The sequence below is a fragment of the Immundisolibacter sp. genome, assembly GCF_028696615.1.
Classification (GTDB): domain Bacteria; phylum Pseudomonadota; class Gammaproteobacteria; order Immundisolibacterales; family Immundisolibacteraceae; genus Immundisolibacter.
This window is the reverse complement of record NZ_JAQVGQ010000060.1, coordinates 1-12,642: the sequence shown is the minus strand read 5'-3', so window position 1 is coordinate 12,642 and position 12,642 is coordinate 1. Positions and strand designations below refer to the sequence as shown.

The window sequence follows — 12,642 nt, the reverse complement described above, 5'->3', positions numbered from 1 at the left end:
CGTTTCTCGACCGGCCGGCCGGCAAGCTGTCCGGCGGCATGAAGCAAAAGCTCGGCCTGTGCTGTGCGCTCATCCACGACCCGGACCTGCTGATCCTGGACGAGCCCACCACCGGCGTCGATCCGCTGTCGAGGCGCCAGTTCTGGGAACTGATCGCGCGCATCCGGGCCGACCTGCCGAACATGAGCGTGCTGGTGGCGACCGCCTACATGGAAGAGGCGGCGCGTTTCGATCACCTGATCGCCATGGACGCCGGGCGCGTGCTGGCCGCCGGCACGCCGGCCCAGCTGCTGGAACGCACCGGCTGCGACACGCTGGAGGCAGCCTTCATCGCCCTGCTGCCTGAAGAGAAACGCCGCGGCCACCGGGCGGTGCAGATTCCGCCGCTGCCGCCGGATGGCGACGGCGAGGCCGCCATCGAGGCCAAGGACCTCACCATGCGCTTTGGCGACTTCACCGCCGTCGACAAGGTGAGCTTTCGCATCCGCCGCGGCGAGATTTTCGGCTTCCTGGGCAGCAACGGCTGCGGCAAGACCACCACCATGAAGATGCTGACCGGTCTTTTGCCGCCCACCGAGGGCCGCGCCTGGCTGTTCGGGCAGGCGGTCGACCCGCACGACCTGGCCACGCGCCGGCGCGTCGGCTACATGTCGCAGTCGTTTTCGCTGTACGGCGAGCTCACGGTCGAGCAGAACCTCACCCTGCACGCGCGGCTGTTCGGCGTGCCCGCGGCCGACATTGCGCCGCGGGTGCTGGAAATGGCCGAGCGTTTCGGCCTTGTGCAGGTGATGGACAAACTGCCGGGCGCGCTGCCACTGGGTGTGCGCCAGCGCCTGTCGCTGGCGGTGGCGATGATCCACAAACCCGAGATGCTGATCCTGGACGAGCCCACCTCGGGCGTCGACCCGGTAGCGCGCGACGGTTTCTGGCAGGCACTCGGCGAGCTGTCGCGCCGCGACGGGGTGACCATCTTCATCTCCACGCACTTCATGAACGAGGCCGAGCGCTGCGACCGCATCTCGCTGATGCACGCCGGCAAGGTGCTGGCGGTCGGCGCGCCCGCCGAGCTGGCGCAGCAGCGCGGCGTGCCGACGCTCGAGGACGCCTTCATCGCCTACCTCGAGGACGCCGCCGCTGACACGGCCGACGCCGACGATCCGCCGCTGGCGGTGGCGCCCGCCGCGACCGATCCCAACGACGCCGCTATCACCGGCTGGCGGCGCTACTTCGACCCGCGGCGGTGCGTCAGCTATGCCCGTCGCGAAGCGCTCGAGCTGCGGCGCGACCCGATCCGCCTGACGCTCGCCCTGCTCGGCAGCGCGCTGCTGATGCTGGTGATGGGCTACGGCATCACCATGGACGTCGAGAACCTCAGCTTTGCCGTGCTCGACCGCGACCAGTCCACGCTCAGCCAGAACTACGCGCTGAACCTGGCCGGCTCGCGCTATTTCAGCGAAAAGCCGCCGATCGTCGATTACGAGGACCTCGACCGGCGCATGCGCGCGGGCAAGCTGAGCCTGGCCATCGAGATCCCGCCCAATTTCGGCCGCGACCTCAAGCGCGGCCGGCAGCCACAGGTCGGCGCCTGGGTCGACGGCGCCATGCCGACCCGCGCCGAGACCATCCGCGCCTACGTGCAGGCCATTCACGCCCAGTGGCTGGCGACCAAGGCGCGCGACACCGGCCACAGCGCCGCCGTGCGGCCACTGGCGACGGTCGAGGTACGCTTTCGCTACAACCCGAACGTGAAAAGCCTGGTCGCCATGGTGCCGGGCGTGATCCCGCTGCTGCTGATGATGATCCCGGCCATGCTGTCGGCACTTGCCGTGGTGCGCGAGAAGGAACTGGGCTCGATCACCAATTTCTACGTGACGCCGACCAACGCGCTCGAGTTCCTGCTCGGCAAACAGGCGCCGTACATCGTGCTGTCCATGCTGAGCTTCCTGCTGCTGGTGGTGATGGCGCTGACCATCTTTCGCGTGCCACTCAACGGCAGCTTCGCGGCGCTGCTGTGCGGCGCCCTGCTCTACGTCGGCAGTGCGACCGCGCTCGGCCTGCTGATCTCGACCTTCATCAACAGCCAGATCGCCGCGCTGTTCGCCGCGGCGGTGCTCACCCTGCTGCCGGCCACCCAGTTCTCCGGCATGATCGATCCGGTGTCCTCCCTGGAGGGCGCCGGTCGTCTCATCGGCGAGATTTATCCGACCACGCATTTCTTGACCATTTCGCGCGGCACCTTCACCAAGGCGCTCGGGTTTGGCGATCTGGGCGGCTCGTTCCTGCCGCTGCTGCTGGCGGTGCCGATCCTGATCACCCTGTCGGCGCTGCTGCTCAAAAAGCAGGAGACCTGAGCCATGCGCGCGGCACACGTCTGGCACCTGGGCGTCAAGGAGTTCTATAGCCTGTGGCGCGATCCGGTGATGCTGATCCTGATCGTGTACGTGTTCAGTTTCTCCATCTACAGCCGTGCCAAGGCGATCCCGGACACGCTCAACAAGGCACCGATCGCCATCGTCGACGAAGACCGCTCGCCGCTGTCCACGCGCATCGTCAGCGCCTTCTACCCGCCCTACTTCCTGCCGCCGCGCCTGATCGACCAGGCCGAAATGGACGCCCGCATGGACGCCGGCCTGGACACCTTCGCGCTCGACATCCCGCCGGAGTTCCAACGCGACGTGCTGGCCGGCCGCTCGCCGACCATCCAGCTCAACGTCGACGCCACGCGCATGAGCCAGGCCTTCACCGGCAGCGGTTACGTGCAGACCATCGTCGACGACGAGGTCCGCGCCTTCGTGCAGCGCTACCGGGACGTGCCGCGGCCGCCGGCCGACCTGGCGCTGCGCGTGAACTTCAACCAGAACCTGCGCAAGAACTGGTTCTCCAGCATCATGTCGGTCATCGATCACGTCACCATGCTCTCCATCGTGCTGACCGGCGCGGCGCTGATCCGCGAGCGCGAGCACGGCACCATCGAGCACCTGCTGGTGATGCCGGTCACGCCGCTCGAGATCATGCTGAGCAAAGTGTGGTCCATGGGCCTGGTGGTGGTGGCGGCCGCCACCGCCTCGCTGCTGGGCGTGGTGCACACCTGGCTGGGCGTGCCGCTGCACGGTTCGGTGGCGCTGTTCGTGGCGGCTACCACGGTGCACCTGTTCGCCACCACCTCGCTCGGCATCTTTCTGGCCACCATCGCCCGCTCGATGCCGCAGTTCGGCCTGCTGCTGATGCTGGTGCTGCTGCCGCTGCAGATGCTGTCCGGCGCCACCACGCCGCGCGAGAGCATGCCCGAGGTGGTGCAGGTGCTGATGCTGGCGGCGCCGAACACGCATTTCGTGATGCTGGCGCAGGGCATCCTGTACCGCGGCGCCGGTTTTTCCCTGCTGTGGCCCCAGTTCCTGGCGCTGGCGGCGATCGGCAGCGTGCTGTTCGGCCTGGCGCTGGCGCGGTTTCGAAGCACCATCGCCACCATGGCCTGACGCGGGCCGCGAGACCGGGACGCGTTTGCCTCAACGGCGGGCGATTTTCGGCTCCGCCCAGGTGCCGGTCACCCGGTAGTGCTGCTCGGTGACCTTGTCGATGGCGCCCTCGAAAAGCTTCTGCCCGAGATAAATCGCCGCGCCCACGCCGGGCGCCGCGATGGCGCCGGCCAGCGGCAGGCTGGAGGTGACCTGTGGCACCACCAGCACCTGCACGTCCAGGCTGCGGTCGCCGAGATGGGTACTGCCATTCAGCGTCAGGTGCGCCGCCGGGCCCAGCACGCGCAGGTCCTGCAGCCGCGCCTGGCCGGCCGCGAGCTCGAGCTTGCCCTGCATGCTGTCGACGGCGAAACCGCGCCCGAACACGTCGCGGAAATCCAGCGTCAGGCGCCGCACCACGCTGTCGATGCTGAGAATGCCGAACAGGCGTCCGAGGCCAGGCTCGAGGTCCGGCAGCGTGCCACGGCGCAGCTCGCCGCTGACACGGCCGCTGAGCTGCGAGAAGGCGAACGCGCCCGGGCTGCCCGGCCAGGCGAGATCGGCGGTGAGCTCGCCGCGGCCGCCGCGCACCAGGTTGGTCACGCCAAAACGGGCCAAAAATGCCCCGAAGTCGTCGAATTGCGCGGTCGCCGCCAGGCGCGTTTGGCTGGCGGCGGCGCTGCCGCGCCAGCTGCCGCGGCCGCTGATGCGCCCGTAATCGCCACGCAAGTCCAGGCTATCGAAGTCGAGACCGTCCGGCTCGCGCCGGCTGCTGAAATCGAGCGCACCGAACGCCTCGCCGGCGTAGCGCAAATCGCCGATGCGCCCGGCCAGCGGCGGCACCGCGGCCGGGTCGATGCCGCCGGCGCCGGACGGTCCGGCAGCGGCCTGATCCTGATCGCGCGTCAGATACAACCGACCGAGATCGAGCTGCACGCGCTGGCTCGGCCCCGAGCCGGTGACGCGCACCGTGCCGGCCACGCCGGCGCCGTCCACGCTCACATTCCAGCCGTCGCCGCGCACCACCTGCAGGCGGGTGTCGGCGAAGGTCTGACCGAGATACACCAGCCGGTCGGCGAACAGGTCCACGCGCGGCGCCGGCCAGGCGCCATCGGCAGGGCCGCCGAAATGTGCGGCCAACCAGCCCAACCAGGGCTCCAGCGCCAGCTCGGCAAGACGCCCGTGCACGTTGAAGCCGGCGCTCGGCAATCGCGTTTCGACGCCGATGGCGAGATCACCGCGCCGCAGCGTGAGCCGCCCGGCCTCGGCCGGCGCCAGGTCGAGCCGCGCGGTCAGCGGCTGCGCCGTGAGCGTCACATCCCAGCCGTGCGCCGGCGCACCGCAGTCGCAGTGCGCGCGCACCGCCAGCGGCGCCTGCTGCAACACATCCAGCGGTGGCGGCAGGCCGCGCACGGCGTCGGCCAGTTCGAGGTTCAGATCGAGGTCGAGCGTGCCGTCGCCGGCCACGTCCACCCCGCCCTGCCAGGGCAGCGGTCCCGAGAACAGCTGCGGCCACGGCAGGTGCAGGTAGCGCGTCACCTCGGCGGCAGCCGCTTGGCCGCGCGGCTCGATGCGCAGCGGCCTGCCCGGCACGCTGCGCAGGTCGAACACCACCGGCCCGCCGAACAGCCGTGCCTGCACCGCCTGCGCGCGCAGGCCGGCGCGGTCGAAGCCGACCTCGCCACGCAACGCCTGCACCGCAAGCCCGGTGTCGGCGATGGTGAGGGTGTTGCCGTCAAGGCGGGTGCGGCCGGTCACCTGCGTCGATTTCACAGGTCCCGTGAACACCAGATCGAGACCGACCCGCGTGCTGGCCTCGCCGTCGAAGCCGAGCCGCGCCACCTGCGCACCGAAGCGCTCGGCCAGCGGCGACTGCTGGATGAAACGAACGACGTCCTGTGCCGGACCGTTGGCGACGCCGTCCAGCAGCAGGCGCTTGGCGGGCGCGGTGATGTCCGGGATGCGTACCTGCACCGCGCTGGCGCGGCTGTCGAGCAGGCGCCCGTCATCCAGCGTGAGCCGGAACTCGGACCCGTCCAGACCGAAGTGCCCACGGCCCTCGGCCACCTGCGGCCAGCCGGCGCCCGGCTGGTAGTCGAGCGCGACGTCGCTGAAGCCGGCGCTGGCCACGAACCGTCCCTCACGGTCCCGGAACGGAAACCGGCGCGGATTGCCGCGCAGCAGCGCCTGCACGTCATGCAGCGTGCCGGCCTGGATGGCCGCGTGCCCCCAGTCGATGAAGCGGGCCGCCAGCGCCCGGTCCGGCAGCAGCGCAAAAAATTCGCCCGCTGGTGCCTGCGCGGTGGTGGCCTGGATGAACAAATCGGGCTCGCCCTGCGCTGGCAGCGACAGCCGGCCACGGCCGGCCAGGTCGATGCTGCCGCTGCGCACCGAAAACCCCTCCAGCTGGGCCAGGACGCCGGCCGCCGACCACTGCGCCGTCAGCGTGCCGCGCGCCACGTCGAGCGCCAGCGGCTGCGCATAGACGGATGGCGCCGTCAGCTGCAGGTGCGGCGCGCCCTGCAGGCTGAAGCTGGCCGCCGACTCGCTCAGGCGCAGTTCACCGGCCAGACCGTCGAGTCCGGGCACGGCCCCGTCCGGCTGCCAGCCGAGCTCGTCGACCTGCGCCGCCAGGCGCAGCTGCCGGTCATCGTCGGCCCCCTGCTGCATGAGGCGCCAATCGCGCGCCCGCAGCGCCGGGTCCAAGCCGCGAAGACGCTCGCCAAGCGGCAGATCGGCCGCCGCCAGCAGGTCGGCCAGAGGCCCCATAGCGGCGAGATCGACCAACCCGCCGCGCGCGGCGAGCCGCCCGCCGCGCCGCTCGGCATAGACCTGCTCGACCCGCCACACACGCGGGCCGGCCTCGAGCCGGAGCTGATCCAGGCCCGCCTGCCAGCCGTCCGCCGTGCGTTGCCAAACGCCGCCCACGCGCAGCCCATCGAAGTCGACGCCGGCGCCGCCCGCCACCTGCAGCCGGCCCGCACCTTCGACGCCGCCATGCACACGCTCGACGCGCCCTTCTTTCCAGTACAGCCAGGCCTCGGCGTTCAGCTGACCGCCGAACAGCCAGCGCCCCAGCGGCACGTTGGCGCCGGTCAGCTCGCGCGCCGTCACATAGGCCCGCCCCTCGCTGGCGGAAAAATCGCCGCTCAGGCCGCGAATCTCGGCGCGCAGGCGAAACGCCCCGCTGGCCGCCCCAGCGACGCCGACCTGCAGATCCAGCCAGTGACGACCCTGCCGGCGCTGCAGCGTGGCGGCGGCCGGCTCGAGCAGCAGCGCACGCGCCGGCTCGCGCGCGTCGGCGATGTCGATCGATGCCGCGCCAAGCCGCACCAGCGGCTGCGCCAGCAGCCAGGACTTGAGCCCGCCGGGGGCCTGCCCCGGCGCCATGCCGGCGACCTGCCAACGCCCGTCCGGCAAGCGCAGCACGGCAAGGCGCAGACCGTCGATTTCCAGTTCCGACAGGCGCGGCGAGCGCGCCCACAGCGACGCCGTCCAGTCGAACCCCAGGCGCAACGCAGCCACGCGCGTGACGCTGCCGTCGTCGCCCACCAGGCTCGCCTCACGCAGCTCGAGCTGCGGCGTCACGCCGCGCATGCCGGTGGCGAGGCTGGCGAACTCGACCCGATAACCCAGCGCCTTGCTCGCCAGGGTGGCCACCTCGGCCGGGCGCCGATCGAGCATCGGCAGCGCCAGGCGCAGCGCCGTCAGCCCCAGCGCCGCCACCACCAGCGCCGTCGTCACCGTCCAATGCAGGCCGGCCCACAACACGCCGGCCCAGCGCAAGCGGCGCGCCTCAGTGCTCACGGTGGTACGGCAGGTTGTGCAGCAGGCTGAAGGCGCGGTAGAGCTGTTCGAGCACCATCACGCGCGCCAGCATGTGCGGGAAGGTGAGCGCCGACAGCGACCAGCGCGCCTTGGCACGCGCCTGCACCCGCGGCCCGAAGCCGTCGGCGCCGCCGATCAGCAGCGCCAGCGGCGCGCCCTGCATGAGCCAGCCGGACAGCGTGTCCGCCAGGCGCTCGGAATCGACCATCTGCCCGCGCGGGTCGAGCAGCACCACGAAGGCGCCGTCCGGCAGCGCCGCCAGCAGGCGGGCGTCCTCTTGCGCCAGCGCGCCGGTCAGGCCACCGGCAGTACGCCGCGCCGGGGCGATTTCTTTCAGCTCCACCTTCAGGCGCCGCCCGAAGCGACCGAGGTAATCGGCACAGGCGGCGCTGACCCAGGCCGGCGGTTTCTGTCCCACCGCCAGAATCAGCACCTGGCTCACGCGCCGTCGGCGGCCTGCCCCGGCCGGGCCTGGCCGGGCCTGGCCGACCACAGGTCTTCCAGGCGATACAGCGCGCGCGTGGCCGGCAGCATCACGTGCAGCACCAGGTCCACCAGGTCGACCAGCACCCACTCGGCGCCGGCCTCGCCCTCGACGCCCAGCACCGGGTAGCCGGCCGCCTTGGCGGCCTCGCGGGCCGCCTCGGCAATCGCCCGCACATGCCGGTTGGAGGTGCCGGTGACCACCACCATGCGCGAGGTGAGATTGGTGAGCGCGCTCACGTCGAGCACCGCGACGTCGACGGCTTTGAGGTCTTCGAGTGCCTTCAGCACCACGGCCTGCAGGCCGGCCAAGTCTTGCGCCATGAGTCAGTCTTTATAGAGGTGATGGTCGCGAATGTACCGCAGGCAACCGTCGGTCACTAGAAAGCGCGCGCTGTGCCCGGCCCGCAGCAGGGCGCGGATGCGCGTGGCCGACACGTCCAGCGGCGGGATGGCCTGCTGCAGGATGCGCCCGGCCGGGGCGAGCGCGAGCGCCTGCGGGCCGTCGGCCAGCCGCGCGTGCAGCACCGTCGCCAGCTCGGCCGGCACGCTTGCGCTCACCCCCGCCAGCGGCGGGCGCTGCATCACCACCAGGTGCGCCAGCTCGAACAGCGCCTGCCAGCGGTGCCAGGTGGGCAGGCCGCGAAACGCATCGTCGCCCACCAGCACACACAGCGGCCGGCGGCCGAGCTCCTCGCGCAGCCCGGCCAGCGTGTCGACGGTGTAGGACGGCCCCGCGCGGCGCAGCTCGCGGTCGTCCACCGACAGGCCGGGCACGCCACGCACGGCCAGGCGCAGCATCGCCAGCCGGTGCGCGGCGCTGGCCGCCGGTTGCGGACGATGCGGCGGCACGTGCGCCGGGATGAGGCGCACTTCGGCCAGATCGAGCGCCTCGCGAATCTCGATGGCGGCGCGCAGATGCCCCACGTGCACCGGGTCGAAGGTGCCGCCCAGGATGCCGATCGGCCGCCCGGCGGGACGGCGCAGGCGCGGCGTCAGACGCGCACCTCGCCGTTGCCGAGCACCACCCACTTCTGGCTGGTCAGGCCCTCGAGGCCCACCGGTCCGCGGGCGTGCAGCTTGTCGGTGCTGATGCCGATCTCGGCGCCGAGGCCATACTCGAAGCCATCGGCAAAGCGCGTGGAGGCGTTCACCATCACCGAACTCGAGTCCACCTCGCGCAGGAAACGGTCGGCGCGCGCCACATCGCGCGTGACGATGGCGTCGGTGTGCGCCGAGCCGTAGCGGGCGATGTGCTCGATGGCCGCATCCAGACCGTCCACCACGCGCACGGCCAGGATCGGCGCCAGGTACTCGGCGTACCAGTCGTCCTCGCCTGCCGGCAGCATGTCTGGCACCAGCGCCCGGGCGCGCTCGCAACCGCGCAGCTCGACGCCTTTTTCGCGCAGATCGGCGGCGATCTGCGGCAGCAGCGCCGCCTCGCCGGCCGCCACCAGCAATGTTTCCATGGCGTTGCACACGCCGTAGCGGTGGGTCTTGGCGTTCAGCACGATGCGCCGGGCCATGTCCGGGTCGGCGCCGTCGTCGATGTAGACATGGCACACGCCATCCAGGTGCTTCAGGACCGGCACACGGGCGTCGCGCATCACCGCCTCGATGAGACCCTTGCCGCCGCGCGGCACGATGATGTCGACATACTCGGCCAGCCCCGCCAGCAGACCCACCGCGGCGCGGTCGGTGCGCTCGAGCACCTGCACGGCGGCGGCCGGCAGACCTGCGGCTTCGAGGCCACTGCCGATGCAGGCGGCGATCGCCAGATTGCTGTGCAGCGCCTCCGAGCCGCCGCGCAGGATGCAGGCGTTGCCGGATTTAAGGCACAGCCCGGCGGCGTCCGCGGTCACGTTGGGCCGCGACTCGTAAATGATGCCGACCACGCCGAGTGGCACCCGCATGCGCCCGACACGGATGCCGGTCGGGCGCGTGCGCAGGTCATCCACCGCACCCACCGGGTCCGGCAGGGCGGCGATCTGGCGCAGGCCATCGGCCATGGCGGCGATGCGCGGCGCGGTCAGCGTCAGCCGGTCCAGCAGCGCCGCGTCGAGACCGGCCAGGCGGCCGGCAGCCAGGTCGTTCTCGTTTTCGACCAGCAGCGTCGCCTGCGAGGACTCGATGGCATCGGCCATGGCCAGCAGGGCGGCGTTCTTGGCGGCGGTACTGGCCCGCGCCAGCTCGCGCGCCGCGGCGCGGGCGCGCTGCCCGAGTCGTTCGATATAGGTTTCGAGTTCCAACATCAGCTCCGGGTTGTGCTTGTCGGCTGCGCCATGCGTCGCGCCAGCGCGGTCAGCGCCTGCCAAGGATCGATGCCGCTGCCGACGCCCTTGTTGGCGCGATCGACCAACGCCGCCTGCGCCAGCAGGGCCTGCCAGAACGCCGCCGGGCGCCGGCGGCGGGCGCGCTCGAGCAGCTCGCGCCGCTGCGGCGGCTGACCGAAGGCGTTGCCGTCGATCAGCCGCTGCAGGTCCTGCGTCAGCTGCCACAGCGCCAGGATGGGGGTTTCGCCGGCGTCCTGCAGGTGCGCGAGCGCCCGCGTCAGGCGCCGCACGTCACCGTCCAGCGCGGCGTCGGCCAGATCGCGCGCCGCATAGCGCGCGCTGTCGCCGACCGCCTCCAGCACGCCGGCGCGGTCGAGCGCGCCACCGGGCGGCGCCAACAGGGCCAGCTTGTCGAGCTCCTGCGCCGCCGCCAGCAGGTTGCCTTCGGTGAGGTCGGCCAGCAGCGCGGCAGCCGATTCGTCCAGCGTGAGACCCAGACCGCGCGCGCGGGCCATCAGCCAGCGCGGCAGGGCGGCGGCCTCCAGCGGCCAGGCGTACACCACCACGCCGGCGCGCTCGCAAGCGGCATACCAGGCGCTCGACCGAGCGCGCTTGTCGAGCACCTCGGCGGTCAGCAGCAGCAGCACGTCCGGCGGCGGCGCGGCCAGGAAATCGACCAGCGCGGCGGCGCCCTCGTCGGCGAGCTTGCCGCTGCCAAGGCGCAGCTCGATCAGGCGTCGCTGCGCGAACAGCGACAGGCTGGCGGCCTCACCCGCCAGCAGGCGCCAGTCGAAGCCACGCTCGACCTCATACACCACCCGCTCGCCGAAACCGGCCCCGCGCGCCGCCCGGCGCACGGCGTCGGCGGCATCGGCCACCAGCAACGGCTCCTCGCCGGCCAGCAGATAGGCCGGCGCCAGCCCGCGGGCGAGCGCCGCGGCCAGCTGCTCCGGCTTCAGCGCCACGACCGCCTCAACTCAGGCGCGCGGTCAGCCGCCGCATGATCTGCTGCACCGCCTGATCCTGCAGCTCGAGCCGGCCGGCGCTCTGTTCGCTCTGACTGCCGAGCACGTTGTTTTCGTCATAGGTGACGTCGCGCAACAGCTCGAGCGACTGCGGCGCCACCAGCAGCGTGCCGTCGCGCCGGCGCAGCTCGAAGCCGAGCGTGTAGCGCAGCTCGTTCTCGCGCACGCGGCCATCGGAGCCCACCGTCAGCACCCGGCTGGCGAACCGCGGGTCGGTGATGCGCAGCACCGCATCGGCAGCGGTGGCGTCCTCCACCAGGCGCACGCCGCGACTGCCGAGCGCCGTTTGCAGGCGGTGACGCAGGTCGTAGTCGTAGCCCGGCACCTCGATGAACACCGTGCCCAGCGTGTCCGGCAGGCGGTAGTTGCCGCGGGCATGAAAGCCGCAGCCGGCGAGCAGCAGCACGGCCAGCGCCGGCCAGGGCAGGAAGCGGCGAAAGAGTCGGTTCACGCGGGATTCTCCGGACCGTCAGGGACATGCTGACACATTCCATCCCTGGAATTTGTCAGCTCGCGCCGCGCGGTGCACGCCCGCGCCGCGCTCCATGAATCAACGCCGTACGGCGCTGATTCATGCCGGGGCATCCTGCCCCGGACGGAAACGCTGCATAAATTCGGCGTTTCCTTCAAACCACGATGTTGACCAGCTTGCCCGGCACCACGACCAGCTTGCGCACCGGCGCGTCGCCCACGAAGCGCAGCACGTTGGGCTCGGCCAGCGCCGCGGCGCGGATGGTGGCCTCGTCGGCCCCGGCCGGCACGCGGATGCTGCCGCGCAGTTTGCCGCACACCTGCACGGCGAGCGTGACCTCGTCGGTCGCCAGTGCCGCCTGGTCCACTTGCGGCCACGGCGCGCGCAGGAGCTCGCCAGGGTAACCGAGCGCCTGCCACAGGCCGTGCGTGATGTGCGGCACGATGGGCGACAGCAGGCGCAGCAGAATCGACAGCCCCTCGTCCACCACCGCCCGATAGCCGGCGCCAGCGGCGGCCGCCGGCTGCGGCAGGCGCGACAGCTCGTTCAGCATTTTCATGCCGGCCGACACCACGGTGTTGAACTGATGCTTGCCGAAGTCGTAACTGGCCTGCTGCAGGCGGGCGTGGATCTCGCGCCGGGCGGCGCGCTGGGCCTCGTCCAGCGCCGCCAGATCGGCCACCGCGGCGCCGTCGCGCCAGGCGGCGAAGTCGGTCGCGAAACTCCACAGGCGTTTCAGGAAGCGGTTGGCGCCGGCCACGCCCTCGTCGGACCATTCGAGCGCCTGCTCCGGCGGCGCCGCAAAAATGATGAACAGCCGCGCCGTGTCGGCGCCGTAGCGGTCGATCAGCGCCTGCGGGTCCACCGTGTTGCCCTTGGACTTGGACATCTTGGCGCCGTCCTTGAGCACCATGCCCTGCGTGAGCAGGCGCGTGAACGGCTCACCGACCGAAATCAGGCCCTCGTCGCGCATCAGCTTGGTGAAAAAGCGTGCGTACAGCAGGTGCAGGATGGCGTGCTCGATGCCGCCCACGTACTGGTCCACCGGCAACCAACGGTCGGCGCGCTCGTCCAGCATGGCGGTGTCGAGATCGGGACAGGCAAAG

At 71.4% G+C, this 12,642-nt stretch carries 10 protein-coding genes; 2 read left to right on the top strand and 8 right to left on the bottom strand.

Translation table 11 applies throughout. From position 1 onward, the window contains the following. Both rbbA and PHC73_RS05865 read left to right on the top strand, forming a co-directional pair. The coding region (rbbA, locus tag PHC73_RS05870; protein WP_300125610.1) for a ribosome-associated ATPase/putative transporter RbbA at window positions 1-2,351 on the top strand (2,351 nt) is incomplete at its 5' end. 3 nt (window positions 2,352-2,354) lie between these two features. Next, window positions 2,355-3,476 carry an ABC transporter permease gene (locus PHC73_RS05865; protein ID WP_300125608.1) on the top strand — a complete coding sequence of 374 codons (1,122 nt, stop codon included), beginning with the start codon at window positions 2,355-2,357 and terminating at the stop codon, window positions 3,474-3,476. Between the two features lie 30 nt (window positions 3,477-3,506). Here the strand turns inward: PHC73_RS05865 and PHC73_RS05860 are convergent, their stop codons facing one another. The 8 genes from PHC73_RS05860 to PHC73_RS05825 all read right to left on the bottom strand — a co-directional run. Further along, window positions 3,507-7,262, bottom strand: coding sequence for a YhdP family protein (locus PHC73_RS05860; RefSeq protein ID WP_300125606.1), 3,756 nt, complete (start codon window positions 7,260-7,262; stop codon window positions 3,507-3,509). Then, the gene (rlmH, locus tag PHC73_RS05855) at window positions 7,252-7,725 is read right to left on the bottom strand and encodes a 23S rRNA (pseudouridine(1915)-N(3))-methyltransferase RlmH (protein WP_300125604.1); all 474 of its coding nucleotides are present in this window, start codon (window positions 7,723-7,725) and stop codon (window positions 7,252-7,254) included. The genes PHC73_RS05860 and rlmH overlap by 11 nt, the downstream gene beginning before the upstream one ends. Further along, the gene (gene rsfS, locus PHC73_RS05850; protein ID WP_300125601.1) at window positions 7,722-8,090 is read right to left on the bottom strand and encodes a ribosome silencing factor; all 369 of its coding nucleotides are present in this window, start codon (window positions 8,088-8,090) and stop codon (window positions 7,722-7,724) included. Before rsfS ends, rlmH begins: the two co-directional genes overlap by 4 nt. A gap of 3 nt (window positions 8,091-8,093) precedes the next feature. Continuing rightward, the gene (gene nadD / locus PHC73_RS05845) at window positions 8,094-8,798 is read right to left on the bottom strand and encodes a nicotinate-nucleotide adenylyltransferase (protein WP_300125599.1); all 705 of its coding nucleotides are present in this window, start codon (window positions 8,796-8,798) and stop codon (window positions 8,094-8,096) included. After that, a complete protein-coding gene (locus PHC73_RS05840) occupies window positions 8,762-10,018 on the bottom strand; it encodes a glutamate-5-semialdehyde dehydrogenase (protein ID WP_366949812.1) in 1,257 nt (418 codons plus the stop codon). The genes nadD and PHC73_RS05840 overlap by 37 nt, the downstream gene beginning before the upstream one ends. Beyond that, on the bottom strand, window positions 10,018-11,004 hold the full coding sequence (gene holA / locus PHC73_RS05835; protein ID WP_300125596.1) for a DNA polymerase III subunit delta: 987 nt from the start codon (window positions 11,002-11,004) through the stop codon (window positions 10,018-10,020). Before holA ends, PHC73_RS05840 begins: the two co-directional genes overlap by 1 nt. 7 nt (window positions 11,005-11,011) lie before the next feature. After that, window positions 11,012-11,515 carry an LPS assembly lipoprotein LptE gene (gene lptE, locus PHC73_RS05830; protein ID WP_300125593.1) on the bottom strand — a complete coding sequence of 168 codons (504 nt, stop codon included), beginning with the start codon at window positions 11,513-11,515 and terminating at the stop codon, window positions 11,012-11,014. Window positions 11,516-11,690: 175 nt separating this feature from the next. Beyond that, on the bottom strand, window positions 11,691-12,642 hold a 952-nt coding region (locus tag PHC73_RS05825), incomplete at its 5' end, for a class I tRNA ligase family protein (protein ID WP_300125591.1).

What these genes read in the sequence shown, in the direction of transcription:
- PHC73_RS05865 (WP_300125608.1), top strand. Translation starts at nt 2,355, where the DNA reads ATGCGCGCGGCACACGTCTGGCACCTGGGCGTCAAGGAGTTCTATAGC.
- rsfS (WP_300125601.1), bottom strand. Translation starts at nt 8,090, where the DNA reads ATGGCGCAAGACTTGGCCGGCCTGCAGGCCGTGGTGCTGAAGGCACTC.
- PHC73_RS05840 (WP_366949812.1), bottom strand. Translation starts at nt 10,018, where the DNA reads ATGTTGGAACTCGAAACCTATATCGAACGACTCGGGCAGCGCGCCCGC.